Origin of the sequence: Mesorhizobium sp. M1D.F.Ca.ET.231.01.1.1 (assembly GCF_003999155.2) — a bacterium.
Lineage (GTDB): Bacteria > Pseudomonadota > Alphaproteobacteria > Rhizobiales > Rhizobiaceae > Mesorhizobium.
In genome coordinates, this window is record NZ_RZOZ02000012.1 from 114,230 (window position 1) to 139,161 (window position 24,932).

Genomic DNA, 24,932 nt, shown 5'->3' on the forward strand with positions numbered 1-24,932 from the left:
TCCCCGCCTCCGTTCACCAGCTATGGAGATGGACCGGCCGCGCTGGGGCCGCCGGAAATCAGCTCTTGGCTTTCGGCTTGGCGGACGCCTTTGTCTTGGCAGCAGCCTTCGTCGCTTTCGGCTTGTCTGCCTTGGCGGCCGCCTTTTTCGGCGCGGCCTTTACGGCGCCGTCGATCTCGGCGGTCGCCAGGTCCCAGTGCTCCATATGCGAGCCTTCCGGCCGGCCTGCCTGTTCCCAGATCTCATGCGCCCGCCGGCGAATGCGTTCCTGCCTGTCGTCCGTCACTGTCGCCTCCTTTGAATGGGGCCGTTCCCCGACGGAAACATTAGCCGAATTTTCCGGTGGCGTCTTGCGCATAGGACGCGTGGGACGTGAACTTGAGCAGCGATTTTTTTCAGTGCGCGTCAGAAACGACGGCGACGCCCAGATACGCTGCCTTTTTCGTAATCAATGCGGCCAAATCCGCGTCAGAGCGTTCGGTTCCGGTGCTCTTGCGCAGGATGGTGATCGCTTCATCCATCGACAGCAGGCCGGTGCGATGTTCGGCCAAAAGCTTGTCGACGGCCTTTGCGCAATCGGCTGATTCGACATGGGGATGGTGCATGGTTGCGACTCCTTTCTAGGAGCCGGCATCCCCCCGCCGGCACGGCGGGAGGATCGGGGCTCGTAAGCACAAAGCTACTCGATAACCTGTATCACTCTGCGTGTGCCGGGGTCGACAAGAACCGTATGGTCGTTGACGACGGTATATCTGTACTGGACATCCGGCACCGTCTGCAATTCAACCGTATCCGGCACCGTGGAGCCTATGCCGAGCTCGAGGCCCAGAACATTGACCGAGGCCACAGGATGCTTGTGGACATATTCCTTCACGACAGTCTGCTGCTCAGGGGTGACGATCACCTCGTCCGCAGCCGCAAAGCCAATACCGGCCATCAGAGCCAGGCCGGCGACAGCAGGAATGAGGGTGGTTTTCATCATAAGTCTCCTGTTGCGTTGGCGAGCTCCGCCCTGCCTCCGCTACGCGGAAACCCAGGTAGATCGAACAGGGAGCTCCCGGGGCAAACGCCTGCGGATCGCGGTTGTTCCGTCACCGATGGCTAAATGATCCGCTCCGCCGAGGGAGCCCGGGAACCGTCGCGGCGGCTTCGCATTGTTAGCATTGCATGATTTGACACGCCGAAGGCCCGCCATGAATGAAGCCCTCGTCAGAAGCGATATGCCCTTTCGCCGCCCGGTGGCGATTGCCGTCGGCGCCGGCTTCAGACGAGACATCGCTTCGCTGGCCGCGATGGAGAATTTCCTCACCGAATGGCCGCCGGCGATGCGCGGCGACTGCTATCGCGCGGCAGTGCGGGCCTGCGAGGCGGCGAGGACGGGAGACGTGAAGCTCCAGGAAGCGCGGCGGACCTTCCTCGCCTTCGCCCAGAAGGCCGGCATTCTATGGACCGGCATCGATCCGGTGACGGCGCTGCGCGAAGCCAAGATCAGGCGCGTCAGGGCCAGGCGCGAAAACCAACCGCGGCTATGAAAGAATAAGCCCCTCGCGAGGGCGAAGGGCTTTCGATCACTTGTTTGCGGCGAACGGCAGCGCAACGCGGATCAGTCAGATTTCATAGGCCCTTTTCATCTTTACCCCCTTTTGCTCGCTTCGCTTGCGCAGGTTCACGCCACAACCATGACGCTGTCAATCGCAAGGGCATAGCATGGCAAACTTTGCCGGCACCGCTGTGGCGCATGCGCAACGCCGCTCACTGCCGCCCAAACCTGGCCGGCAGCGGTCGACATCGATGGCGGGAAGGAGGCTGCCGTCAGGTCGGCGACGTTTCGCTGAGCGCCTCGGTGACGAAGGATGCGGCGATCAGGTCGTCCGCATCGATGCGTAGGGAGCCATCGCCGCCTCCCATGATGGCCGCGACCTTCTGGAAGGTCTTCATCTCGTGTTCGGTGATCCTGGCGTCCTGCATCCGGGCTTTCAGATCGGCGACGCGCATCCCGAGCGAGCGGGATGTTCCGATTTCTCGTTTCGACATGTTGACTAGTCCTCCTCGCCCCCAGCCCGTGCCTGTTTTCGCCGCCGCCCGAATCCGCATCCTGCCCGCGCTTTGTGTTGTCTATGAGACAAGACGAACCAGAGGCGGCAACGCGCGCTCAGACGGAAGGTTCCGTAAGCGTATGGTAAAATAATACCGGGTTATGGCCCCCCGCCTGAGCCGGCGACGGGCCATCCAGCTTGCTGGCCGGTATCAGCGGCCGGTTACTTCAGCACCTTGACGATCTTGCGGGTGCCGGGGTCGACGATAATCGTCTGGTTATCGACGACCACGTAGCGGTATTTCACGTTCGGCACTTCGTGCAGCTCGACGGTATCGGGAAGGGTGCTGCCGATGCTGAGCTCAACGCCGGGAACCTTCACCGAGGCCAGCGGCTGCTTGTGCACATATTCCTTGATGACGGTTTCCTGCTCGGGCTCGATGACAACATCCTGCGCGGCTACGGCGCCAGCCCCGGCCAGAAGCAGAAGGCCAGCGGCGGCTGTGGTGATGTGCATTCTCATGGTCGTCTCCTTTATGGATCAATCGCCTCCGCTGCGCCTGCGATTTTCCACAGCCGGTCCGGCATTGCCCCAACGCCAGCGGCCAAACCTTGTTCCTGCAAATCGCCGCCGGCGCTCTCACAAAACGTCACCTCGGCTTCGCAAAACATTTCGGAACAATGCTTTTAAGCCCGGGTTTATCCGAGTGAAGGGACCGACTTTCCGAGGAGAAATCAGATGAAACACCTGCTGATCACGAGCATGATCGCGCTCGGCGTCGGTTGCGGAGCCGCGATGGCGCAGACCGAATCCGTGCAGCCGAGCGGCGACAATAACTGTGCCGCCGGCCAGGCCGACTGCCAGAAGGGCGGCAAGGCGGGCGAACAGGCCAAAGGTAAGATGAAGTCGCAGACCGAGCAAAATGCCCAGGGCAAGGCTGGCGTCAATACCGAGGAGCAGGCTCAGGGCAAAGCCAAGATGAAGACCGATGAGCAAGCTCAGGGTCAGGCCGGCACCAGCACCGAGCAACAGGCTCAGGGCAAGGCCAAGATGAAGACCGATGAGCAGGCCCAGGGTCAAGCGGGCACCAAGACTGAGGAGCAGGCTCAAGGTACGGCCAAATGCAAGACCGGCATGGCCAACTGTCCGAAGGGCTCGAACGAACAGGCCCAGGGCAAGACGAAGATGAAGAGCACTGAGCAGAACGCCCAGGGCAAGATGGGCACAAGCACTGAGCAGAACGCTCAGAGCAAGACCGGTACGACCACCGAGCAGAACGCCCAGGGTACCACCAAGATGCAGACCCAGCAGAATGCTCAAGGCAAGACGGGCACCAGCACCGAGCAGAATGCTCAGGGCACCGTCCAGACCGACCAGAACAAGACGGCCTCGATCACCAACGTGACGGTCGAGCAGAAGACGCAGATCACGCAGATCATCCACGAGACCCACGTCCAGCCGGTTCGCGATGTCACCTTCGACATCTCGGTCGGCATCGAGATCCCGCGGCACAAGATCCGCCTGCACCGGGTGCCGGCCCGCATCGTCAAGATCGTCCCTGCTTACGAGGACTTCTTGTACTTCGTGCTGGCCGACGGACGCATCGTCATCGTCGATCCGGACACCTACAAGATCGTGGTGATCCTGGAAGCCTGATCCGGACGGCATGCCCGACAGGAGGAGGCCCGCCGCGCCGCAAGGCATGGCGGGCCTCCTCTTTCCGAGGCGGGAATTCGCAAATCCATGAAACAGGCTCTATGAAACTCGGCCCCGCGGCCTTCGGAGGAAATCTGTGGGCCGGGCCTTCCGATGAGAAGGGACGCCGGCCGTCGTGCGAAATTGCGCGATGATTGGGGGACAGACTCTAAAGCGCGTGGCGATCTTTCAGTGTCGCTCCTGCGCTCTACGCCTTTGATCTTACGCCCGTCTGTCCGGCTCCCACTTTGGGCGACATGCACTAGCCGAGCAGGATTCCGGCAGCCGCGAAGACGATGCAGAGGCCGAAAACAGGCGCGAGAAGCCACCGCGCCTCGTAGACGCTGCGGTCCATCAGTTCCTCCTGATTAACGTGATGGAAGGGAACGGATCGGCCTCGGCTTGGTTCCTGAAAGCAGAAGTCCAAGACCCTTGTCCTGACGGCATCAGCCCAAAGGCCTACGGGATCGTTGCGGGCGTTGTTCAGCCTTGCGATCACACCGGAAAGGTGCAAGGGTCAGGGTGGGTAGAGGAATGGGCGAGATTGCCGACGATCACAAACGGTCGCGGCGCTCGGTTGGGCAAATGTATTTTCCGCAGTTTCTTGTGGGAATGACGGCAACGCTCCTGGTGGTTCTCGGATGGACTTACGCGTCCACCGGGTCGGTCTGGGAATCGCTGGGCTGGACATTCCTGGCGGGCGTGGTGCTGCAGGCAGGCTACTTCGTGGCCGTGCTGTGGCTCGTGCACGCCGAAAGCCGGGTGACGGACGAGAGCAAGGCGACCGATGCCGGCGCCGCCGCCAAGCTGCCGGGCCCGTTCGAGCGGGACGGCATCGTCCATGCGCTGATCTCGCGGCTGTTCCCGAGGCTTTTGCCGTAAGGCGGTTCAGCGTTCGCCCTTCCGACGTCGTCATCCCTGGGCGCAGCGACAAGGCGCGAGGACCAGGCATTGGCCACATCGGAGCGCTGCCACGATGCAGAATTCCGCTCCGTGGCTGCTTCGGCTGAGGTCACGGAAGGATCCCAGGTCTCCGCGATGGAGCTTCGCTCCTGCCTCGCCCTGGGTGACGACAGTGAGGCTGGCGCGTCACGCCAAAAACGGGCGACGCGCTTGCCGGTTCGGCCGATCAGCGCGCCGGGGCAGCCGTAGCCGAGCGCACCGTTTCGGAAGACGAGAAGACGACGAAGCCAAAGATCAGCACCGCGGCGGCGACAATCAGCGAGCCGATCGCCACGACCGGCTCGACCTCCGGGTGGCCTTCCGCCAGCATCCAGTAAAGCGCCGGCAGCATGATCACGATGCCGACCGTGTAAAGGCCGTAATGGATCATGGCGATGCGGCGCTCGGCCTTGGCCGGATTGAGCGCATAGTAACCGCCGAAGATCGCGCTGGTCACCCAACCGAGAAGGTTGATGTGGGCATGCGCCGGGAATGCGCCGTGGTTGCCCGAAATCGCCATCTCCAGCCCGGCGGCAATGCCCAGGATCAGAAAGACGACGGCAGTTTTAAAGAAAAGCTCCGAGACCCGCGGCATTTGATGTCCTCCCAATGCCCTGTGAAACCCTCACCCGCCAACTCTACACGCCGCAAGGCATATTAGCCATGACACCCGGGGAGCGGCGGCGCGTTTTGGTGTGGATTGTAAGGACGCCCTGCATGGCATCAGGTTGCGGCAAAGCAAAGTGGCGGCGGGACTGGCCCCTCTGTCCGGCCAGACAGAGGGGCGCGAAGCAATGCGGCATCGGTTTTGCACCTGGCGCTGCTTGGCGGCACAGACGCTCAGGATTCGCGGCGATGACGGCGATCGTCAACGACGCGCGCAAGCACCTCGGTGGGGTCGCGGTCGACAGGCAGCGCGAGGGCGTTTTCGATGTCGAAGGCGGTGAGGCCGATGTCTCGGCGCTCGCATTCGCTCATGGCGGCAAGGCCCGCGAGGTCGTTCCGTGCTCTCCAAAAACGCGGCAGCCACAGAAGGGCCGACGTTACAACGGCCAGCAGCCGGAAAGCCGCGAGGGAGAAGCATGTGACAGGCGATCGGCTGCGAGGCCGACGAAAGGAACCAGCGTGGTCATGGTGTAGTCTCCGTCCTCGAACTGTCTTGAGCGACAGCGAGGATGAGGGTAGCCGGCGCCTGGCCGGAGATCGTGAAGTCCCGCCGAAACTTCGGGGAAATTGCGGCGAAACCGGCTGGCGCCGGCGCCTGGTCGTCCGGCATAGTATCAATCCGGCAGGCCGGCCTCGCGCAGACCCGCGGCGACGCGCTCCGGCGTGCCCGTCTCAAAAGGCAGCTGGTCCCAGACCTTGGCGACCGTCAGCCCCGGATTGCTTTCCAGCAGCCTGACGCAAACGCGCCGTGCCTCATCCTTGCGGCCGGCATGGACAAGCGTCGTCACCAGCCAGCGCAGCGCCCAGGTGGCGCCAGGCTGCCGGCTGACCCCGCGCTGGATCATGACCAACGCTTCCTCGTAGCGTTCGGCAATGAAATGGGCGGCGCCGATGCCGATCTCGGCCATGTAGCCCATCGGGTCGCGCGGGCTCAGCCGTTCGAAATGCTCGAACTTCTCGATCGCCGCCTCGGGCCGCTCGCGATAGACATCGAGCCAGGCGCTGCGCAGCCAGGCCCAGGCGGAATTCGGATCGAGCGCGCGCGCCCGCGCCAGATGCATCTCGGCGACCTCATAGTCGCGGGCAAAGGAATGCGCGGCGCCGAGCACGGCAAGCACCATCGGGTCGTCGCCGGAGAGCGCCGCCCCCTTCTGCGCCAGGCGCAGGCCCTCCTCCCGAGACGCCGCCGGCGCTTCGGTCCAGTGGTAGGCGACGCGCTGCAGATGGCACCAAGCAAGCAGCGAAAGCGCCAGCGGATAGTCGGGCTCGATCGCGATCGCCCGCTCAAGCAGCGTCCCGGCCTCGTCATTCTGCGCCCGGTCGAGCGACCAGGTGAGCGGAAAGGCGCGCAGCACGTAGTCGTAGGCGGCGAGGCTTTCCGGCCGCTTGCGCCGCGAACGCTCGATCTCTGCCGACAGGATGGAGGGCTGGATGGCGCCGACGACACTCTCGGCAAACCGATCCTGAAGGTCGAACACGTCGGCCAGCGTGCCGTCATAGCGGTTGGCCCAGATCGTCTTGCCGGACGACTGGTCGATGAGTTGTCCGGTGAGACGGATGTGGTCGCCGGCCTTGCGGACGCTGCCGGTCAGCACATAGCGCACGCCGAGCTCGGCGCCGGCCCGTTTCACGCCGTCGGCCTGCCCTTTGTAGGCGAAGCTCGAGTTGCGGGCGATGATGAACAGCCACCGCATGCGCGACAGCGCGGTGATGATCTCGTCGACCATGCCGTCAGCGAAATAATCCTGCGCCGGGTCGCCGCTGAGATTCTCGAAGGGCAGCACCGCGATCGACGGCGCGTCGCCGGCGCCCTCGCCCGCCCCGCCGGCCGACGCGCCGCGGTCTCCGATGCGACGGACACGATCCTCGTCGATCACATAGCCTCGCCGCAGCACGGTGCGGATCAGGCCGTCCGCCTCAGGGCCGAGGGCCTTGCGGATATCCTTCATGCATTGGGTGAGGGAATCGTCGGAGACGGCGATGTTCGGCCAGACGGCATTGACCAGCTCGTCCTTGCCGATCACGCGGCCGGCATTCTCCAGGAGATAGATGAGCAGCGAGAGCGATTTGGCGCGCAGGTCGACGTCGAGCCCGCCCCTCTGCAGCCTGCCCTTGTGCAGATCGAGCCTGTGGCCGGAGAATTCGAACGTCGTCATGTCGCCCCCGAGGAGACATCACACAAATTCGGCCTGCACGCGACGGCTTAGCAGTCGGTCAACATCCTTGCACGCTCGAGGACATCACGACTGCCCTGCGACATCAAGGCTTCCGTCCGCTGAAGATTGCGTGGCCGGCGAAAAGCCAGATGCAGTCGACCGCGGCAAAGCCGGCGTCGGAAAGCCAGGCGAGCTGCTCGGCCAGCGAGGACGGCTTGTCGATCGGCTCGCCGTCGGGATTGCGGAAATAGTTCCAGCCGAGGCGGTTGAACTCGGCAAAGGCCGCAAGGTCGCCGTCGATCGCGAGCGAGCGCGAGCGCACCGCCTCGTCCCACTGCCGCGCTGCGATGGCGAGGCCAGCCGCGCTCGGCGGCCGCACGATGTCGGCCACCACCAGCACGCCGCCGAGGCTGAGCGCCTCCGCAAGGTCGGCAAACAGGATCTGCTTCTGCCGGCCGTCGAGATGGTGAATGGCAAGCGAGGAGACGATCGCATGCGGCGGCTCGGCAAAGCGTCGCCAGTCGCGATCCGCCAGCTCGAAGGCGGTCGTGGTCAGGCGGCCGGCATGATCGCGGCAGGTCTTCCGTGTCTGCTCGAGCATACGCTCAGAACCGTCGAGCGCCAGCACGCGGCTGTCCGGAAATCGCTCCAGCAGCGCGCGGCTGAGCAAGCCCTCGCCTGGGCAGAGCTCGACCAGCAGGCCGCCCGGCGCGGCCGGGATAAGGTCGGCGATCATCTCGATCTGGCGCTCGCGCTCGGGAACGAAGTAGCGCCCGTAGTCGAGAAAGCTGCGGGAATTGTCCTCGTTCCAGTGCTGTGCGCCTTGCATGTCCGCCATGGTCGGTTCCTTCCTTTTCGGCCATGCTGCCCGAAGCCCCGCCTGCCGGCGTGATGCCCGGCTGAAATTCGGCTGAAATCGGCGTGATGCGGCGGACCGCCGATCCCAAGCCTACAAGGGGAGATCGATGTCACCAACGAAAATGCCGCCGGGCTGAGGCCCGGCGGCATGGCAGTTCACCCTCTGGGAGGTTGCGATCGCCTTACGGCGTGGATGTCGCCGCGGCGGCCTGGTCGATCTTGTCGGCCAGCACGTCCTTGGCCCAGTCCGTCACCTCCTGGTCGACCGGCTTGTTGGCCATGTCCTGCAGGGCGGCGTCGAGCGAGGCATCATCGGGGGCAGGTGTATTGTCAACCGCGGCCTGGGCATCCGCGACCGCTTGGGTGTCATCGGCGACTGCCGTGTTCTGCGCGTCGACCTGCGCCTGAACGTCGGCGATCTGCGCCGCCAGAGCCGCCTTGTCGTCATCGGTCATATTGGACTGGTCAGTCGCATTGAGGTCGTCGAGCTGCTGATTGAGCGTGTCGAGCGTGGCCTGGTCGGCGGCCAGCTTGGCGTTTGCGGCATCAAGCGCGGCCTGCGCGTTCTTGGCCGCCGCCGCCTGCGTCACATAAGCCTGAATGCCTGCGAACTTCTTGCTCTTGGAGTTCATATAGGCGTTGATGTTGCGCTGCAGCGAGTTCAGCCGGCCGAGCTTGGCATGGATGTTCTTTTCCTTGGGTGTCGCGGCCGCGGCCGTATCATCCGTGACGTCGTCGGTCGACTTCGCCAGCTGACCCGGAGCCGATGCCTTGCCATGCGAGGCGCCGCTGTTGCCCTTGCCGCCGCCATGGCCATTGCCGTTACCGCCGCCATTGCCGTTGCCGCCGCCGTGGTTGCCGCCGTTGCCGTTGCCGCCACCGTTGCCACCGGGCCCGGCAAGCGCCGGAGCGGCCGCGAGCGCCAGAATGGCCAGTGACGCCAAGAGTGTTTTTCGGATTGTCATCGTCTATCTCCGCAGGTGAATCTTCACGTCTGCCCAACCGCTAGGCTGCGTCTTATGAGAATTCCCTAATGGCTTGGAGTAACTTTTAGACAAATACCGTCGCGACATGCGAGCAAACCGGGGAAACAGGCCCCGCGCCGGCCGAGATCTGATATTAACTCATTGAAATCATTTGGCAAATAAAATGGCTAGGCACAGGTACACCCTCCGGAACAATGAAGGCCCATGCCCCATCGGACCAAGGGCCCAGCGCCATGCAACCTGCGTCGGCAAAAGGAGGCCAGACCCTTGTTTATGCAGCGGTTTTCGCAAAAAAGCCGTGCCGGTTTTGGGCGCCGGGGATGAGAGCCGCCGGCATCGGGACGCGCGAGCGCGCAAACGGTTTGTTTTTGAGCAGTCGCGGACCGACGCCGTTATATACTTTTATATATCTTCCTGGAACGGCTCTTTGTTTCCACGCAATCCGGACGGAAACCCGGTGCGCGCTTTTCTCTCGGCTCTAAGAGCAATTCCAGGAAAAGTGTGAGCGGTTTTCCGTCCGGAATTGCGTAAAAACAAGGAGATAGGACGTTTCGCCGTTTCCGTGAAACGGTGAAACGCGCTAGGGGCTGATCAGCGGCACGTTGACGGTGGTGGAGTAGCTGATCGGGTAATCGCTGAAATAGGGGAACTGGATGACAAAGGCGTAGCTGGCGTTGACATGCGCCATCTTGAAGCCGCCGCTCGGCGGATCGGTGGTGATCGTGACGTTGACGTTCTTCAGGCCGAGCGCCTGCAGCCTCTTTGTGGCGATGGCCTGGATCTGGGCCTGGGTCATCGTGTTGTCGAGCTGCAGGGAGCGCGCGGAGGCCTCGAGCGCGTAGCGCACGCTGGACTCGCTGTTCATCGACCAGCCGAAGGCGAAGATGCCGAACAGGAGCATGATCAGGAAAGGCACTACCAGCGCGAATTCAATCGCGGCTCCGCCATAGGCATTGCCGGCAAACGCCTTGGCTCTCCGTTTAGCGGACACGGATCACCTGCTGATGGCCGAGCGCGGTGTCCTTCGGGAACGGGCCGAAGGTGAAAGGCGGAACCCAGGTGCCCGACGCCTGGATCTGGACGAAGACCGAAGGCAACTTCGGTCCGGCGCAGAGGGTCGTCGACGTGACCACGGTCGTTCCGCACTTGTAGCTGCGGGTGACCGCGACAGCCGCATCGGTGGGTTTCTTCTCCCAGCTAGCGAGCGCGGCGGCCTGGACGGCAGTATCATCGCTCGCGCCGGCCAGCAGCAGATTTGCCGCCGTCTTCACGCCCGCCCGCATCGCCAGCGAGTTGGTGACGTAGGACCAGCCGTCGGCGACGCCGAAGAGCGCGGTGCACAGCACCGGCAACACCAGCGCGAATTCCACCGCGGCGGCGCCGGAGCGGTTCTTGCGGAAGCGGATCGCGAATGGTCCCATGCCGCTACTCGACGATCGCAACCGACGGGGCCGCCGGGAGGTTCTTCATCCCGAGGCTGGTGCAGTCCTGATTGATGGTCGAATTGCCCGACCACTGGATCGTGTCGGCAACGACCTGCGTGCAGCCGTTGACGCCGGAGAAATTGCCAAGATAGTTGACCTGCTGCCTGGGGAAGTAGATGGCCCCGGTCAAAAGCGAGTCCGCGGTGCCGTTGAAGGTGCTCTGCGCCGTGGTCCCCGTTCTGTCGCCGTAGAACAGCACGCCGGAATAGGTGCCCGAGGTCGGCGCGCTCAGGTTCACCGTGGCGTTGCCGTTCATACTGACGCTGTTGCTGCCGGCCATGTAGATGGTCACGCCGGTGCAGGGTGCGGCGCAGGTGACGACCGCGCCGGCGTTGATCTTGAAATCGCCCTGCACGACATAGGTACCGGAAGAAAGCGCGACATTGCCCTTGAGGTCCATGCCATTGCAGTAGGTGCCGGCCTGGAGTGTTTGCGACGTTTTGCTGCCGTTGACTTTCGAGCACTGGCTCGAGGCCGCGGGCGTCGGCAGGCTGGCGTAAGGATCGGCCACAGGCAAGGACTTGGTAATCGGAGACTTACAGACTGTGGTGACTGGATTGTTCAGCACCATGCCGCCGACCGAAACCAGGCAGTCGGCTTTGAGCGACGCCGAGCCCTGGGTCTTGATGGCATCATCGGCGATAGAATTCGACGCGATGACGCAGCCGCTGAGCTTGACGGTGGTGCTGCCGGAGAAGAGTACCGCCTGCGAGGCCGACTGATTGAGCGCCTCCATGCAGCCATAGGCGCCATCGGTGATGAGCGCCACCGCCCTCGCCTGCTCCGGCACTTTGCTCTGACTGAAGATGGAGGTGAACATCCGGTCCAGGTTCTGGTTGAGGATCACCTCGACCGCCTTGTTGGCCGTGTTCGGCCCCGAGGTGGGCGGCGTGTGGACGGCGATGGTGCCGGTGCCCAGCCCGTTATCGCTCGCCGACTGGGTGGCGGCCGTCGTGATCGCCGCGGTGTCGGATCCCGCGATCTTCTCCAGCGCGCCGGCATAGGCGGCGGCGTCGGCCGTCGCCTGCAGCTTGAGGCTCGAATAGTACCAGTAGGAGGTCTCGACGCCGAGCCCCGCCCCGCCGACGACAATGGGCAAGGTGAGCGCGAAGATGGTGGCAACATTGCCGCCCTCGCCGCTTCGCAGGCGACGCGAGACGAAATTCCTGAAGATCACACCGAATGAGGCCATGGCCGAGCTCGCCCAAGCTATCCCGACCATTACGTCAAGCATCTGCCGATAAACGAATGGCTAATTTTTTCACTCGACTTATGCCAGTCAGACCCCAGAGGCCGCTTTCGCCCGTCCTGCGGTGGACCGACTAAGACTTAGGGCCCAACAACTGTCGGACTTAAGGCGTAACCTTCGGATAAGTTTGCCAATTTAGCATTTTCTGCATTTTATCTTTTTCGGAAATCGGTCGTAGAGACGGCTGCGGTATTTCTCTGCCATTTCCGGCGAGGGTGCTGCCATGATTGGACGGTTCTGGACTTCGACGCGCGGCAATTTCGCGTTGGCGACCGCGATCGCCATGGTGCCGCTAATGCTGGTCGTGGCCGGCGCCGTCAATGTGGTGGGCACAAGCGACGACGCGGCGCAGCTGCAGAACTCGCTGGACGCGGCGGGACTCGCGGTTGGCACGAAATACCAGCCGAACATGTCGTCCGGCGACATGCGCCAGCTCGGCCTGACTTTCTTCGCCGCCAATATGAGCGCCGCCGACGCCGGGGAATATTCGGGCAGCCTCGACGCCTTCCAGGCAACGGCCAGTGGCGATCCCAGCGCCTACACCATTTCGCTGTCGTCCAGCATCAGCCGCCCGGCTTTCGTCAGCGGCACGCCGGCCTGGCAAGCGATCCGCTCGGCCTCCGTCCAGGTCAAGCCCGGGGCGCAGGCGTGCGTGCTGGCGCTTGATCCGCATGTGGGCTCCGCCGTCAATCTGCAGGGCTCGACCAATGTCGCGATGGACGGCTGCGTGATCGCCTCCAACTCGGACGCGGCCGACTCCGTCAACCGGGGCGGCTCGGCGATCGTCAGCGCCGCATGCGTCTCGACGGTCGGCGCCACCTCGGGGGTGACACCGCCCAGCGCTATCCTTTCATGCGGCACGCCGCTCGAAAACCAGTATGCGTCCTTCGATCCGCTGGCCAACGTCACCCCGCCTCCCTATGGGCTCTGCCAGTCGATGCCCAACGGCAAGACGGTCACGCTTTCGCCCGGCACCTATTGCGACAAGACCTGGTCGGGAAAGATCACGCTCAATCCGGGCACCTACATCCTGCGCAATGTCACCATAAAGCCCGGCGGCAACGGCAGCCTCACCGGCCAGGGTGTGACGATCTTCCTGATGGAAGGCTCGCAGCTCTACATCAACGCCAACGAACAGGTGAACCTCTCGCCGCCGACCAGCGGTCCCTATGCCGGCATCACCATCTTCCAGGCCCACGGCAACACACAGGCGCTGACGATCAATGGCGGATCCGGCTCGGCGGTGAGCGGCTTCATCTACGCACCCGACGCGCCCATCTCCTACGCCGGCAATTCCGACATGAACGCACAAGGCAGTTGCCTGCGGCTGGTCGGCAAAACCGTGGGAATGACAGGGAACTCGGCGGTAAAATCGGACTGCGCGTCCGAGCTCGGCAACCGCGAGATGTATGCCGGCAGGACGATCACGCTGGTGAAGTGAGAGATGGCGGGGCGCCACTCTTCCCGTCGAGGGGAGATGGCCAGAGAGGGTTGTCTCACCAGAGGCGACCCCCTCTGTCGCCTTCGGCGCCTCCCCTCGAGGAGGAGATCACAACTCTCCGACGATATCGGCGCCCGGCTGTTCGTCGAAGAGCACCGCGCAGCCGCGCTCCAGCGCCACCTGGCTCAAGGCATTCGCCGCGTCTTCGTCCGACGAGACGAAGTCGCCGGTCAAGACCCGCAATTCCTCGACGGCTCTCGACATCGAGATGAGGCGCCCGGCCGCGCGGTCGCTCGCGCAGGCATCGACGACGCAGAGAAGATCGATGAGTTCGAAGCTGTCCATGGCGGCCTCCGCCCACAGCATCCCTTCGCGGGAATCAACGGCGTGGCGCGCGGCCGGTTCCACCCGGTGTCGTTGCGGTCACGATTTCGACAGCGGCCTGGGCGGTGCGCGCTTGAGATCGAAGCGGAGCGGCAGGCAAGGCTCGAAGCAGGCGCCGCGCACGGAGCCGGTCGTGGTCGCATCGACCGGGAATGGGGTCGCCATCCCCGTCCGCCGTTCCGGCCAGAGCGGCTCGCCGAAGACGAGGAAGACGCCGGCGATCAATCCTGCCATGAGGAAGATGGCGAACAGGTTCGCGATAAATTCGCCGGGCTGCATGGATGTCTCCCTGAGCGGCTCACCCTTCGCAGGATTGCGCACTTTTCCTGGAATAGCTCTCTCTGTTGGTCGCAATTCCGAACGGAAAACCGCTGCGCACTTTTCCTGAAATGGCTCTCTCTGTTGGTCGCAATTCCGGACGGAAAACCGCTGCGCACTTTTCCTGAAATTGCTAAGAGGTGCCCGCCACATCGCAGGAGATGGCGGGCCCTCCGTTGGCAACCGCCGATGAAGGGACTTTGCTCGACGGCCTGTGAAGCAATGAATTGCCGGCGCACTTGTTTCCAGAAATCCGGCCGCTCGGGCTTCTGCGTTGCAAGGTAAGACTTCGGTCGCATCGGCGACTGGACCCCAGCCCCCGCTACCGAACCGCATGCCCAGGCCTGCCCGCCGGCTGCGGCTGCTCGTTTCGACCAGGCTGCAACCAGTTGCCCAGAAGCGCGTTGAATGAACGGCTACTCCAGCTTCGGCCCGCGCATTTTTCCGGAAAGACGCGGGCCTTTTTTCACGCCGGCAAGGCGCTCAGTCATCCATCTCCATCGGCTTGTGCCCGGGTCTTTGATGCCAGACGACCTGTCGGAAATCCGTCAGCTCGACGACTTGCTCGCAGACCGGGCAGACATAGTTGTCGCAGCACTGGCGAAGCGCCGGCTGGGTGCGGCGCACTGACCCGAGCGGCGGACGGGTCTGCGTTTTGACAGCCTGATGAAGCATCGGTTTCCTCCCTGTTTTTTAGTTGATTGCCTCCGGCCTATAGCTGTCCCCGTCACGGCTTCGCCCGCCGAGCGTGCGGCGCGCATTTGAGCGAACTCGAGATTGTCCGGTTGGGGATCGCGACGGCAGCGACGAGATCGTTCGGAAAGGTTGCCGAGGATTCATCGAATTCTCCCTTTTGGGACGAGAACGGATGGTCCCTCAACCATCGTCGTGCCAACGCTTGGAACAGCAAATCACCGGCATGTCGTGCCTGCAATAGGCGTTGCGTGGCAAAATCGATTTCCTGCCGCGCCCGGCAATTAAATTAGCGATCGCTCAACAAAAGGCGTATGAAACAGGCGGCGGTCGCCGACGATCGTGACGTCACGCTCCGCTTGGATATGGGGAGGATGGCATGGCCGAAGCTCCAATGAATGTCGCCAAATTCGAGTCCAAGTCGCACAACAATCCCGACGAGGTCCGCACGCCCGCCAAGACCCGCGTCGAAGTCGTGCGGCTGCCCGGCTACACGCTCGGGCGGCTCAACATGGAGCCGGGCTGGAGATGGTCCGAATGCGTGAAGCCAGTGGTCAAGACCGACAGCTGCCAAGTCTCGCATGTCGGCTATGTCGTGTCCGGAACGATCACCGTGCGCATGAACGACGGGACGCAGAAGACCTTCGAGGCCGGCAACGTCCTACACCATTCCGCCCGGCCATGACGCCTGGGTGGAAGGCAATCAGCCGTTCCAATGCATCGAGGTGCTCAGCGCCGAGCAATACGCCAAACCGGCATAGCCGAGCCAGTCTCTCCCTCGAGGGCAAGATGGCAGCGAAGCTGCCGAGGAGATCATCTCACGCAGATCGCGGCGCCATGTTTCGTCGCGCAGGGCGCTGGTGCTCCATGCGAGACGATCCCCCGCCACCCCCGGCGATATCCCCTTTTTGAGGGCTCTCGGGCATCGCAACCAGCCGCCAAAATCCCCGGTTGCGCGAGGTTGTAAATGTTCTCCTGTCCGACGCGACGGCTTGACTAGAGACTGGTTTTGTTCTCTTTATGTTCCCGGCGAACACCTCTTACAAAAGTCTTTACTAATGCTGCGGCGCGGAATCAGGCCGAAGATGGGAGCGCGCGATGCCCGCCACGAACGCCGCTTCAGCCGCCACCATCCTGCATGCCGATCTCGACGCCTTCTACGCCTCGGTCGAGCAGTTGCTCGACCCGTCGCTGCGCGGCAAGCCGATCGCGGTCGGCGGCGGCGTGGTGCTTGCCGCCTCCTATGAGGCGAAGGTCTTCGGCGTGCGCGGCGGCATGCCCGGCCGTAAGGCGCGCGAGCTCTGCCCGCAGCTGATCTTCGTCGGCGGCCGCTTCAGCGAATATCAGCGCCTAGGCGACGCCGCGATCAAGGTGCTCGATGATTTCACGCCGCTGGTCGAGCGCATCTCGATCGACGAGGCTTTCGCAGACGTCGCCGGCTGCACGCATCTGTTCGGGCCGCCGGAGGAAATCGCCAAGACCATCCGCAGCCGCGTGCAGGCCGAGCTCGGCCTGCCGATCTCGATCGGCGTGGCGCGAACCAAGCATCTCGCCAAGATCGCCTCGCAGGTGGCCAAGCCCGACGGCCTGGTGGTGGTCGAGCCCGGCACCGAACTCGCCTTCCTGCACGATTTGCCGGTATCGCTGATGTGGGGCGTCGGCCCGGCGACCAAGGCCAGGCTCGCCGAGATCGGCGTCGAGACCATCGGGCAATTGGCGCGTACGCACAGCGGCGCGCTGGAGCGGCTTATCGGCCACGCCGCCGGCCAGAAGTTAGCTGCCCTTGCCTGGAACCGCGACCCGCGCCGGCTGGAGACGCATCGCCGCGCCCATTCCGCCGGAGCGCAGTCGGCGCTTGGCCGCAAGCCGGCGCTGCCACGCATATTCGTGCCGACGCTGTTGCATCTCGCCGACCGCGTCGCCAGCCGCCTGCGGGCCAAGGACCGGCCGGGCCGCACGGTGACTGTGCGCGTGCGCTTCGCCGACATGCGCGCCGTCACCCGCGCGGTGACGCTGGAGCAGCCGATCCAGGCCACGACCATGCTCGCCGAGATCGCCGAGGAGCTGGTGCGCGGCGTGCTCGCCGCTCACCCGGGCGAGCGGGAAATCTCGCTGCTCGCCATCTCGGTCTCGCATCTCGAAGAGCATGCCGAATTGCAGCTCGAGCTGCCGCTCGGCCTCGCCGACGAGAAGCTCAAGCCCGGCAGCCGCAAGGGACTCGCCCGCTTCGGCGCCGACCGCGCCATCGACAAGATCCGCCAGCGCTTCGGCAAGGAGGCCGTCGGCTACGGCACGGTGGCGCTGGAGGCGGCGCGCTCGGTGCCGGATGAATTCAGGGAGCTGGCCGAGAAGGAGTTGTAGGGGCACACCGCTGGCATCTCCCTTGCCACTTTGGAAATTGGCGAAAGCCGGCGCGACGGCCAATCTCCCCCCTCGTGGGCCCTCGTGGGGGAGATGTCCGGCAGGACAGAGGGGGGCGCTGTCCCGCCAGCGTCTCAGATCGGTCCAGCCAATCCTGCCGCAACAACAATATGCTGGCAGACATTGTCAATGTCGCGGATGACGTCGTGGTTCCAGAAGCGTAAGACGGTCCAGCCGTTCTGTTCCAAGCGCTTGGTTCTAAGCTCGTCAGCACCTGGACGACCCGCGTCGCCATGCTGTGAGCCATCGACTTCGACTATCAGCTTCTTCTCCGGACAGGCGAAGTCGACAATGTAGCCTGCGATCGGAAATTGCCTGCGGAAGCCCAGCCCCATCAGCCGGTGCGCGCGAAGTTCGTTCCACAACTTCAATTCCGCGTCGGTCATGGCCGTGCGCATCGATTTTGCATTGGTGCGATGTCTTGGCGGGAGAGGCGTATGCGGCATGGTCGGAGGACGCTGAGGTTCGTGTCGCAACGCTTCTACCCTACGGCGCCCCCCTCTGTCCTGCCGGACATCTCCCCCACAAGGGGGGAGATTGGGCGTCGCCTTCGGCTTTCGCCAATCGCCAGCGTTGCAGGATTCGCGTCTTCAATCCGTCGCCACCACCGCCCACTCCAGACGCATCGTTGCACCCATCGTCTCCCGATCATCGAGCGCCGTCAGCCCCTCCCCGTGATGCGCGTCGACCGGGTGCGAAACCGGCTCGAAGCAGAAGAAGCCGGCGTCCTGCGACGGCGAATAGAGGATGTAGACATCGAGCTCCGGCGATGCGGCGAGCGTGACCGCGATCCCCTCTTCCGGTTGCGTGATCATGGCGCGGCCGTCCCAGCCGTCGAAGGCGTTGTTCACCCATTGCGGCGGCAGCGGGACAGGGCGCTCGAAATCCCACCCTGGGCGCTCGCTCACCGGCACCACGCCGACGGGCAGATGGCGCTCGTCCTCCAGCCAGACGCGCCTGGCCTTCGCCTCCAGCATGGTTGTCTTGTCGCGCGGGAACCAGGGATGGAACCCGAGGCCGTAAGGCAGGCGCATGCCGGCGCGGTTCTCCACAGTCAGCCGAGCCTCCAGCGCGCCGTCGCGCAGCGCGTAGGTGACCGACGCCGCATAGCGATAGGGTCCGATGGCGCCGTCCTCCAGCACCAGCTCCGTCTCGGTGGCGGTGCGGACGGCGAGCCGCCATGGCTTCTGGAATCCGTCGCCGTGGATCGGAAAGGGTTCGTCCGGCACGTTCGGCTCGACGGCATGGAACCGGCCGTCGAAGGTAAAGCCGCCACCCGAGATACGGTTCGACCACGGCACCAGGAGCTGGCAGCCGGACGCGCCGGTGCCGTCCCCGGGCTTCAGCAGCGGGACCGGCGCGCTGCCGGCGACAAGCGCGTCGTAGCGGGCGATCGCCGCGCCCTGTTCCGGCGCCAAGACCAGCCGCGCACGCCCGTCGTTCAGCTCGACCATGCCGGGCATGCGCCTCACCAGCCGCCGTCGATGGCGATGTTCTGGCCGCTGATCATGTCGGAGGCCGGCGAGACGAGGAACAGGACAAGCTCGGCGATGTCTTCCGGCTCGCTGCGCTTCTTCAGGCTCTGGTTCTCGAGGATCCAGTCATTGTACTCTCTCAACCGGTCGCCGAAGACGCGCTCCTCGGCCTCCGTGACAACCGCGCCCCGCGACACGGCGTTGACGCGGATGCCATGCGCCCCGAGCTCGCGCGCCAGCGACTTGGTGAGGCCGAGCATGGCGCCCTTCGACGCGACGTAAGGCACATAGCCGTCCCAGCGGCCGTTGAGCGTGATCGAGCAGAAGTTGACGATCTTGCCGTAGCCCTTCGCCTTCATGCCCGGCGCGCAGGCCCGCGCCAGCGCGAAGGCCGCCGAGGAATTGACGCGGATCTGATCCTCGTACTCGGCGAGCGAGAATTCCTCAAACGGGCGGTTGATGATCAGCGCGGCGTTGTTGATGACGATGTCGATGCCGCCCTCGCTCGCCGCCAGCGCCGCGACCCCGGCTTCCGCCTCGGCGAGACGGTTGAGATCGCAGCCGACGAGGGCGATATCGCCACCGGCTTCGCCGGCCAGCATCTGGACGACCTGTGACCCGTCGGTGACGCCAGGCCAGTCGAGCACCAGCACGCGCGCGCCGGCCCGCGCCAACGTCACCGCCTGGGCCCGGCCGAGCGAGCCGAGGCCACCCGTCAGCAGAATTTTTCGACCAGCGAGCACCTTCATTGCCTAACCTCACAGGACAGAATGGACTTCGTCGATCGAGGTGTCCCCGAAGCGCTTGTCCAGCACCACCTCGCCGCGCGCCATCGCCACGACGCGGTCGCAGCAGTCGAAGACGTGGTGCATGTTGTGGCTGATGAAGACGCCTGTCACCCCCTGCTCCTTCAGGCCGCGCACGAAGCCGATCCCCTTGTTGGTCTCCTTGACCGAGAGGTTGGTCGGCTCGTCGAGGATCATCACCTTGGACTTGAAATGCATGGCGCGCGCAATCGCGACGCCCTGGCGCTGGCCGCCGGACAGCTCGCCGACAAGCGCGTCGGGCGAGCGCAGATGCAGGTCGACATTGGCGATGGCGCGGATGCTCTCCTCGGCCATCTTCTTCTGATCGAGAATGCCGACGCCGAGGACCGAGAAGCGCGTCGGCTCGCGGCCGATGAACAGGTTCCTGGCGATCGACATGGTGGGGACCATGGAGTTGCACTGGTAGATGGTCTCGATGCCGAGATCCATCGCGTCGCGCGGGGTGGCGATGGTCACCGCCCTGCCCTCGACCCTGATCTCGCCCTGGTCGGCGGTGGACGCCGGACAGGATGTTGATGAGCGTCGACTTGCCGGCGCCGTTGTCGCCGACCAGGCAAAGCGCCTCGCCCCGCCGGAAGTCGAGCATGACGCCTTTCAGCGCATGCACGCCGGAATACCATTTGTGCAGGTTGCGCACCGAGATGATCACGTCGTTCACCGTTTCAGCCCTCCATCTTGATGGCCTTGGCGCGCTTGCGCATCAAGGCATTGGCGACGACGGCGAAGATGGTGAGGAAACCGATGGCGAACTTGAACCAGTTGGCGTCGACATGGCTCAGCACCAGGCCGTTGTCGATGACGCGGATGAGCGTCGTGCCGATGATGCCGCCCATGACTGTGCCGATGCCGCCGGTGAGCGAGGCGCCGCCGATGACGGCGGCGGCAACCGCCTGCAGCTCCAACCCCTCGCCGATCGAAGGCAGCGGCGAGCCCAGCCGCAGCACCTGCAGCATGCCGGCGAAACCGGACAGCACCAAGCAGAGCATGAAGCAGACGATCTTCACCCTGGCGGTCGGGATGCCCATCGAGGCGGCGGCCGGCAGGAAGCCGCCGGTGGCCTTGATCCAGTTGCCGAAATTGGTGCGCGACAGCATCAGCGAGGTGAGCACAGCGACCGCGGCGAACCACAGGAACGACATGCGGAACATGTTGCCCGGGCCGACGAAGGAAGTGAACGGCCAGTTGGGCAGGTCGGCGGGCAAGAGCGGCGGAAAGCCGCCGGAGACGACGACGGTGAGCGAGCGCGCCATGAACAGCATGCCGAGGGTGGTGATGAAGCTCGGGATCGCGAAGCGGATGGTGACGTAGCCATATGATGAAGCCGATGGCCGCTGAGACCAGCAGCCCGGCGGGCAGCGCCAGCGGGAACGGCGCGCCATGCACCGTCAGCACCGCCATCGTTATCGGCATCAGGGCGAAGACCGAGCCGACCGAGAGGTCGAACTCGCCGCTGATCATCAGGATGGTGACGCCGATGGCGACGAGGCCGGCTTCCGGCAGGATGCCGAGGATGCCGCGCAGGTTGTCGGCGTTGAAGAACACGCCATGCGAGCGCACCTGGAACAGGATGATGAGCAGCACCAAAAGGATCAGTCCTGCCAGCTCCGGCTGCGCCTTCGGCGGCGCCGACCTCGACACGCTGTTCGTCACCTCCGCGCGCTTCACGATGAGTGCGGAGCATCTTGCCGCCTACCCCTTCGAGGGCGGCCTGTTCGCGCTACGCCCGGGCGTGCGCGGCATGCCGGCCAACCGCTTCGGTTAGTCTCCCCTTGCGGGGAAATTACGCGCTTCGGCAACGGCCGGTCGCGGAAAATCTTCTCCATCGATGTCGGGCTGGCCAAACGTCGTTCGTCATAGGAGCATAGACCGGCAATCATGAGGAGAAACGATATGCCAAGCACTGTCCGCCTGCACCGCGTGCTCGCCACCAAGCCCGAGAAAGTCTACCGCGCCTTCATCGAGGCGGACGCGCTGGCGAAGTGGCTGCCGCCGAACGGCTTCACCTGCACCGTCCATCACTTCGATGCAAAGGTCGGCGGCACCTTCAAGATGTCGTTCCGCAACTTCACCACGGGCGACAGCCACGCCTTCGGCGGCGACTATGTCGAGCTCGTCCCGGGCGAGCTCGTGCGCTACACTGACAAGTTCGACGATCCCAACCTGCCCGGCGAGATGCAGGTGACGGTGACCTTGAAGAAGGTCTCGGTCGGCACCGAGATGGAGATCACCCAGGCCGGCATTCCAGACGCCATTCCGGCCGAGGCCTGCTATCTCGGCTGGCAGGAGTCGCTGAAGAACCTGGCAAGGCTCGTCGAGCCCGAGATCAATCAGTAAGGCTTCATGCCCCTGTCACAATGATGATGCAAATTGGTAGCCGCCGAACGAATGATCCTTGCTCGGCGTCCCATCACCTCCGCCCGGCTTGCGACCGGGCTTTCTTTTTCCTGGGCGATTCCAGGAAAAACGCGTAACGAGTTTCCGTCCGGAATGGCGCAAAAGACAAATAGCCAGAGCAGCTCGGCGTCTCCATGAAACGGTGAACCGCTTAATGCGTATCACCGTTGCACGGAAACGGCCAAACGCCCTATCGCCTTGTTTTTACGCAATTCCGGACGGAAAACCGCTCACGCTTTTCCTGGAATTGCTCTAGGCTTCAGCGGCGTCCAGCTTGGACCGGATGGCGCCGATGGCGTTCACGATGGCCTCAGCGGCTTGTCGGTCCAGCGCAATAACGACCGGCCCGGTGCCGAGAGCGGCCGCCATCAGGCCCTCCGTGGTCCGAATCGAGAGGATGCCGATAGCGCCTTCCTCATCCCTGACCGTGCCGACATGGATTTCGGTCGGCACAAAAGGCCGTGCCTTGTCCGTACGCATCATCGTTCACCTAAGTTGATAGACCACCATCGCCCAGTCCGGCGAGGTGTTCAAGCGGGCTCAGGTTGTATCGCCACCCGATGCGCCCGACTGGACCGCCTAAGGCGCGGCCAAGAGACGGGCCGGTCGGGAGCTACGAGAGGAAATAGTCGCGGCTGGTCGGGATCGGATTCGGCTTGAACCAGCGTGCCTGCCAGTCGGCCGTGGTTCTCAGGAACCCGCCCGAATTGGCAGCCGGCGGCTTTCCCGTTTCGACCAACGACTTGCGCAGGCGGTCCGAGAGCTTTGCGCGCATCAGATAGTGATCATAGACATCCAGGACATGGACCGCATAGGCAATCGCTAGCGGCTGGTTGCCACGAATGATGAGCAGGTTCTCGTCGTTCTGGTAGGAAGCCTTGTAGCCGAAGTTGTGGCTGCCGGTGATCACCGTGCAGGCCTTGGCGTCCAGCGGATCGATAACGATGATCTTGTCGTGGATGATGGCGTGGCCGGCCGAGAGGAGTTCCGGCCGCAAGTCCCCGGTCTGCATGGTGACGGCGGCGGCGCGGATGACCGCGACGCGGCTGGCATCGCCTCCCGGCCACCAGACGGCCGGCTGCGGCAGCTTCTTCGTCGTTCCATCGGGCGCAGTGTAGGTTGTGGGCTCGCCGGCCTTGGCCCGCGGCGGCAGCGCCTTCGGGTCGCTGACTGCTCCCTGGACAAGGAGTTCCGGACGCTCGGCGGCAAGCTTCGCCGCCTCGCCGATGATGTTCTGGACGCCGTTGTAGCCGGGCAGGAAAGCCAGGAACAGGATCGCGTTGTTGGCATGCTCCATGAGCGAATAGACCCGGCTGAGATCGACGGGTGTCGGCGAATCGGCGTTCTTCGTCTTGGCCTTGGTGTTCGGCGAGAAGAGCACCTCGACGGTGGTGCCCGCGGCGAGCGTATCGGGTTTGGCCGGCGTTGCGTTCGCTGCGCGAAGCACGGCCCCCTGCACGCCGTTGTTCTTCTCGAAGCCCGTTAGCGGCTTGTTCTCGTAGGTGACGGTCAGTTCCTGGCCGGCAGGCTGCGGGTCATCGAACAGGCGCTTCCAATAGGCGAGATATTGTCCGGCCACCTGCCTGTCGTCGACGATGATCGCGTTGTTGGACTGCGTGCACAGGCCGGTGTCGGTCCAGTTCGTGCTGCCGGTCAGGACGGACTTCGCTACGCCGTTCTCGACATAGACGGCGAATTTGTTGTGACCGATATGCGCCGTGTTGTTGAAGAGCCTGTCCTGCATATTGGCCGCCGAGGCCGCATGCAGGCCGGCCCGCGCCGCATGGTTCTCGGTGTCCCAGACGACGGGCTGCTTCTGCTCGGGCGGCGTCTTCGGCCGGTTCGGGTCAGTAGAGCCAGCAGTCGACAGGATCACATGCGCCTTGCCCGCCTTGGTCAGCTTGGTCAGGCGTTCGATGAGTTCCGGGTCATGCAGCTCGTAAAGAGCCATGTAGAGCTCGGCGCCCTTCTTCTTTTCGGCGCGATCGATCATCGACAGGAGGAATCCCAGCACATCGCCGGTGAGAAAGGTCCTGATCTCGTCGTCCTTGACCGGGATGTGCTTCAGCAGTGTCTTCAACAGGCCGGGCGTGAGCTTGGTGGTCGGCCCGGCGGCAACGTTCGCGGGCTTGGTTCCCTGGACCGCCTCAAGCTGCTGCAGAAGATTCTGCGTGGACAGGATGCCGTTCGTGTATGTGGCGCGCACGCCGGCGTAATCATGCGAAACGTCGATTGACGGCGTGTCGATGGGATCGCCGATCTTGGCCAGCGGATGCTGCGGTCCTTGGTATCGGGGATTGCCGTTCTCGTCGAGAAAGGGCGCCGTCGGCGAGGCCGGGAGCGCCGGGCGCCCGGGGCCCGCAAGGCCCACGGGCGTGATCTCGTAATGGACCCTGAAGTCGATGGGACGCACCTTGGCCGTGTCGCGGGAACGCCGCAGCGTCAGGTCGCGCCATTCATATTGCTGGATCGGCCAGACCGAGCTGTCCTGGTCCAGCCAGTTAGGATTCGATTGGTCGGTGAAGCCGATCCAGGTGGGCAGTATTCGGCGCTGCCCGGCCTCCGGGCCCGTCTCATGCACGCGCGTGATCATGAACCCAACACAATCGGCGATCGGTCCATCGGCCACCCACGACAGATAGGCGACCTCGCCATTGCACCATGCAGTTGCCTTGACCAGCTTCCCCATGCCTCACCCCTCCGATGGCAATCAAACGATACTTCTCTACTTACTTTAAGCTCTTTCGAGCGGCCCACTATTTCGCCGGCAAACAGCTCCAGCGCCTTGCCCGACCGCGTTTCCATATATAATACTTTAGTTTACTACGCTCGCAGATTTTGATCACAACAACATGTGATCCATTTCACAGTTCGCTAATGAAATTTCGGCACCTTCGGCCTGACATC

At 63.9% G+C, this 24,932-nt stretch carries 28 protein-coding genes and 3 pseudogenes; 9 read left to right on the forward strand and 22 right to left on the reverse strand.

Going from position 1 to position 24,932, the window contains the following annotated elements; translation table 11 throughout:
- Window positions 1-58: 58 nt before the first annotated feature.
- From EN874_RS26335 to EN874_RS26345, 3 genes are all read right to left on the reverse strand, one after another.
- Window positions 59-286, reverse strand: coding sequence for a DUF2934 domain-containing protein (locus tag EN874_RS26335; protein WP_127427806.1), 228 nt, complete (start codon window positions 284-286; stop codon window positions 59-61).
- A 109-nt stretch (window positions 287-395) separates the two neighbouring features.
- Window positions 396-605: a hypothetical protein gene (locus EN874_RS26340; RefSeq protein WP_127427805.1), complete on the reverse strand. Its 210-nt coding sequence runs from the start codon at window positions 603-605 to the stop codon at window positions 396-398.
- Between the two features lie 74 nt (window positions 606-679).
- A complete protein-coding gene (locus tag EN874_RS26345; protein WP_126084727.1) occupies window positions 680-979 on the reverse strand; it encodes a DUF1236 domain-containing protein in 300 nt (99 codons plus the stop codon).
- Between the two features lie 214 nt (window positions 980-1,193).
- On the opposite strand from EN874_RS26345, the gene EN874_RS26350 reads away from it, so the two are divergent.
- Complete coding sequence (locus EN874_RS26350) at window positions 1,194-1,532, forward strand: DUF982 domain-containing protein (RefSeq protein WP_127427804.1); 339 nt, start codon at window positions 1,194-1,196, stop codon at window positions 1,530-1,532.
- 280 nt (window positions 1,533-1,812) lie between these two features.
- On the opposite strand, the gene EN874_RS26355 is transcribed toward EN874_RS26350, so the two are convergent.
- Window positions 1,813-2,034 carry a hypothetical protein gene (locus tag EN874_RS26355; RefSeq protein ID WP_126084729.1) on the reverse strand — a complete coding sequence of 74 codons (222 nt, stop codon included), beginning with the start codon at window positions 2,032-2,034 and terminating at the stop codon, window positions 1,813-1,815.
- Window positions 2,035-2,258: 224 nt separating this feature from the next.
- Window positions 2,259-2,558, reverse strand: a complete 300-nt coding sequence (locus EN874_RS26360) for a DUF1236 domain-containing protein (protein ID WP_127427803.1) — start codon at window positions 2,556-2,558, stop codon at window positions 2,259-2,261.
- 216 nt (window positions 2,559-2,774) lie between these two features.
- On the opposite strand from EN874_RS26360, the gene EN874_RS26365 reads away from it, so the two are divergent.
- Window positions 2,775-3,692, forward strand: coding sequence for a DUF1236 domain-containing protein (locus tag EN874_RS26365; protein WP_127427802.1), 918 nt, complete (start codon window positions 2,775-2,777; stop codon window positions 3,690-3,692).
- A 651-nt stretch (window positions 3,693-4,343) separates the two neighbouring features.
- Window positions 4,344-4,613: a hypothetical protein gene (locus EN874_RS26370; protein ID WP_245513682.1), complete on the forward strand. Its 270-nt coding sequence runs from the start codon at window positions 4,344-4,346 to the stop codon at window positions 4,611-4,613.
- Between the two features lie 247 nt (window positions 4,614-4,860).
- On the opposite strand, the gene EN874_RS26375 is transcribed toward EN874_RS26370, so the two are convergent.
- Entirely contained in the window at window positions 4,861-5,268 is a 408-nt protein-coding gene (locus tag EN874_RS26375; protein WP_127427801.1) for a hypothetical protein, read from the reverse strand.
- Between the two features lie 260 nt (window positions 5,269-5,528).
- Between EN874_RS26375 and EN874_RS26380 the strand changes: the two genes are divergently transcribed.
- On the forward strand, window positions 5,529-5,813 hold the full coding sequence (locus EN874_RS26380; protein ID WP_127427800.1) for a hypothetical protein: 285 nt from the start codon (window positions 5,529-5,531) through the stop codon (window positions 5,811-5,813).
- Window positions 5,814-5,953: 140 nt separating this feature from the next.
- On the opposite strand, the gene EN874_RS26385 is transcribed toward EN874_RS26380, so the two are convergent.
- From EN874_RS26385 to EN874_RS26415, 6 genes are all read right to left on the reverse strand, one after another.
- Window positions 5,954-7,495, reverse strand: coding sequence for a tetratricopeptide repeat protein (locus EN874_RS26385; protein WP_127427799.1), 1,542 nt, complete (start codon window positions 7,493-7,495; stop codon window positions 5,954-5,956).
- Between the two features lie 103 nt (window positions 7,496-7,598).
- Window positions 7,599-8,333 carry a class I SAM-dependent methyltransferase gene (locus EN874_RS26390; RefSeq protein WP_127427798.1) on the reverse strand — a complete coding sequence of 245 codons (735 nt, stop codon included), beginning with the start codon at window positions 8,331-8,333 and terminating at the stop codon, window positions 7,599-7,601.
- Window positions 8,334-8,535: 202 nt separating this feature from the next.
- Window positions 8,536-9,318, reverse strand: a complete 783-nt coding sequence (locus tag EN874_RS33840; protein ID WP_168247616.1) for a hypothetical protein — start codon at window positions 9,316-9,318, stop codon at window positions 8,536-8,538.
- A gap of 601 nt (window positions 9,319-9,919) precedes the next feature.
- A complete protein-coding gene (locus EN874_RS26405; RefSeq protein ID WP_127427796.1) occupies window positions 9,920-10,330 on the reverse strand; it encodes a TadE/TadG family type IV pilus assembly protein in 411 nt (136 codons plus the stop codon).
- A complete protein-coding gene (locus tag EN874_RS26410) occupies window positions 10,320-10,760 on the reverse strand; it encodes a TadE/TadG family type IV pilus assembly protein (RefSeq protein ID WP_127427795.1) in 441 nt (146 codons plus the stop codon). Before EN874_RS26410 ends, EN874_RS26405 begins: the two co-directional genes overlap by 11 nt.
- 4 nt (window positions 10,761-10,764) lie before the next feature.
- Window positions 10,765-12,015 carry a pilus assembly protein TadG-related protein gene (locus EN874_RS26415; protein ID WP_127427794.1) on the reverse strand — a complete coding sequence of 417 codons (1,251 nt, stop codon included), beginning with the start codon at window positions 12,013-12,015 and terminating at the stop codon, window positions 10,765-10,767.
- Between the two features lie 280 nt (window positions 12,016-12,295).
- On the opposite strand from EN874_RS26415, the gene EN874_RS26420 reads away from it, so the two are divergent.
- Window positions 12,296-13,513 (forward strand): pilus assembly protein TadG-related protein, encoded by a 1,218-nt coding sequence (locus tag EN874_RS26420; protein WP_127427793.1) that lies wholly within the window; start codon window positions 12,296-12,298, stop codon window positions 13,511-13,513.
- Window positions 13,514-13,621: 108 nt separating this feature from the next.
- Here EN874_RS26420 and EN874_RS26425 read toward each other — a convergent pair whose 3' ends face one another.
- From EN874_RS26425 to EN874_RS26435, 3 genes are all read right to left on the reverse strand, one after another.
- Window positions 13,622-13,858, reverse strand: coding sequence for a hypothetical protein (locus EN874_RS26425; RefSeq protein WP_127427914.1), 237 nt, complete (start codon window positions 13,856-13,858; stop codon window positions 13,622-13,624).
- Window positions 13,859-13,936: 78 nt separating this feature from the next.
- Entirely contained in the window at window positions 13,937-14,176 is a 240-nt protein-coding gene (locus tag EN874_RS26430) for a polymerase (protein WP_127427792.1), read from the reverse strand.
- Window positions 14,177-14,698: 522 nt separating this feature from the next.
- The gene (locus EN874_RS26435; protein ID WP_127427791.1) at window positions 14,699-14,890 is read right to left on the reverse strand and encodes a hypothetical protein; all 192 of its coding nucleotides are present in this window, start codon (window positions 14,888-14,890) and stop codon (window positions 14,699-14,701) included.
- A 397-nt stretch (window positions 14,891-15,287) separates the two neighbouring features.
- On the opposite strand from EN874_RS26435, the gene EN874_RS26440 reads away from it, so the two are divergent.
- Both EN874_RS26440 and dinB read left to right on the forward strand, forming a co-directional pair.
- Complete coding sequence (locus EN874_RS26440; protein WP_245513683.1) at window positions 15,288-15,593, forward strand: cupin domain-containing protein; 306 nt, start codon at window positions 15,288-15,290, stop codon at window positions 15,591-15,593.
- A 413-nt stretch (window positions 15,594-16,006) separates the two neighbouring features.
- Entirely contained in the window at window positions 16,007-17,269 is a 1,263-nt protein-coding gene (dinB, locus tag EN874_RS26445) for a DNA polymerase IV (RefSeq protein WP_127427790.1), read from the forward strand.
- A 134-nt stretch (window positions 17,270-17,403) separates the two neighbouring features.
- Here dinB and EN874_RS26450 read toward each other — a convergent pair whose 3' ends face one another.
- The 5 genes and pseudogenes from EN874_RS26450 to EN874_RS26470 all read right to left on the reverse strand — a co-directional run bounded on the left by EN874_RS26450 (window position 17,404) and on the right by EN874_RS26470 (window position 21,269).
- Window positions 17,404-17,775 (reverse strand): endonuclease domain-containing protein, encoded by a 372-nt coding sequence (locus EN874_RS26450; RefSeq protein WP_127427789.1) that lies wholly within the window; start codon window positions 17,773-17,775, stop codon window positions 17,404-17,406.
- Window positions 17,776-17,919: 144 nt separating this feature from the next.
- On the reverse strand, window positions 17,920-18,792 hold the full coding sequence (locus EN874_RS26455; RefSeq protein ID WP_127427788.1) for an aldose 1-epimerase: 873 nt from the start codon (window positions 18,790-18,792) through the stop codon (window positions 17,920-17,922).
- 5 nt (window positions 18,793-18,797) lie between these two features.
- Window positions 18,798-19,553 (reverse strand): SDR family oxidoreductase, encoded by a 756-nt coding sequence (locus tag EN874_RS26460; protein WP_127427787.1) that lies wholly within the window; start codon window positions 19,551-19,553, stop codon window positions 18,798-18,800.
- Between the two features lie 9 nt (window positions 19,554-19,562).
- A pseudogene (locus tag EN874_RS26465) lies at window positions 19,563-20,289 on the reverse strand (ATP-binding cassette domain-containing protein).
- 4 nt (window positions 20,290-20,293) lie between these two features.
- Window positions 20,294-21,269, reverse strand: a pseudogene (locus EN874_RS26470) (ABC transporter permease).
- On the opposite strand from EN874_RS26470, the pseudogene EN874_RS34525 reads away from it, so the two are divergent.
- Both EN874_RS34525 and EN874_RS26480 read left to right on the forward strand, forming a co-directional pair.
- Window positions 21,226-21,393, forward strand: a pseudogene (locus tag EN874_RS34525) (SMP-30/gluconolactonase/LRE family protein); the annotation flags it as partial. The pseudogenes EN874_RS26470 and EN874_RS34525 overlap by 44 nt on opposite strands.
- A gap of 128 nt (window positions 21,394-21,521) precedes the next feature.
- Complete coding sequence (locus EN874_RS26480; RefSeq protein ID WP_126084752.1) at window positions 21,522-21,965, forward strand: SRPBCC family protein; 444 nt, start codon at window positions 21,522-21,524, stop codon at window positions 21,963-21,965.
- A gap of 312 nt (window positions 21,966-22,277) precedes the next feature.
- On the opposite strand, the gene EN874_RS26485 is transcribed toward EN874_RS26480, so the two are convergent.
- Together EN874_RS26485 and EN874_RS26490 are read right to left on the reverse strand one after the other, a co-directional pair.
- Complete coding sequence (locus EN874_RS26485) at window positions 22,278-22,505, reverse strand: hypothetical protein (RefSeq protein WP_245513686.1); 228 nt, start codon at window positions 22,503-22,505, stop codon at window positions 22,278-22,280.
- A gap of 133 nt (window positions 22,506-22,638) precedes the next feature.
- Complete coding sequence (locus tag EN874_RS26490) at window positions 22,639-24,714, reverse strand: phospholipase D-like domain-containing protein (RefSeq protein ID WP_127427785.1); 2,076 nt, start codon at window positions 24,712-24,714, stop codon at window positions 22,639-22,641.
- Between the last annotated feature and the right edge of the window lie 218 nt (window positions 24,715-24,932).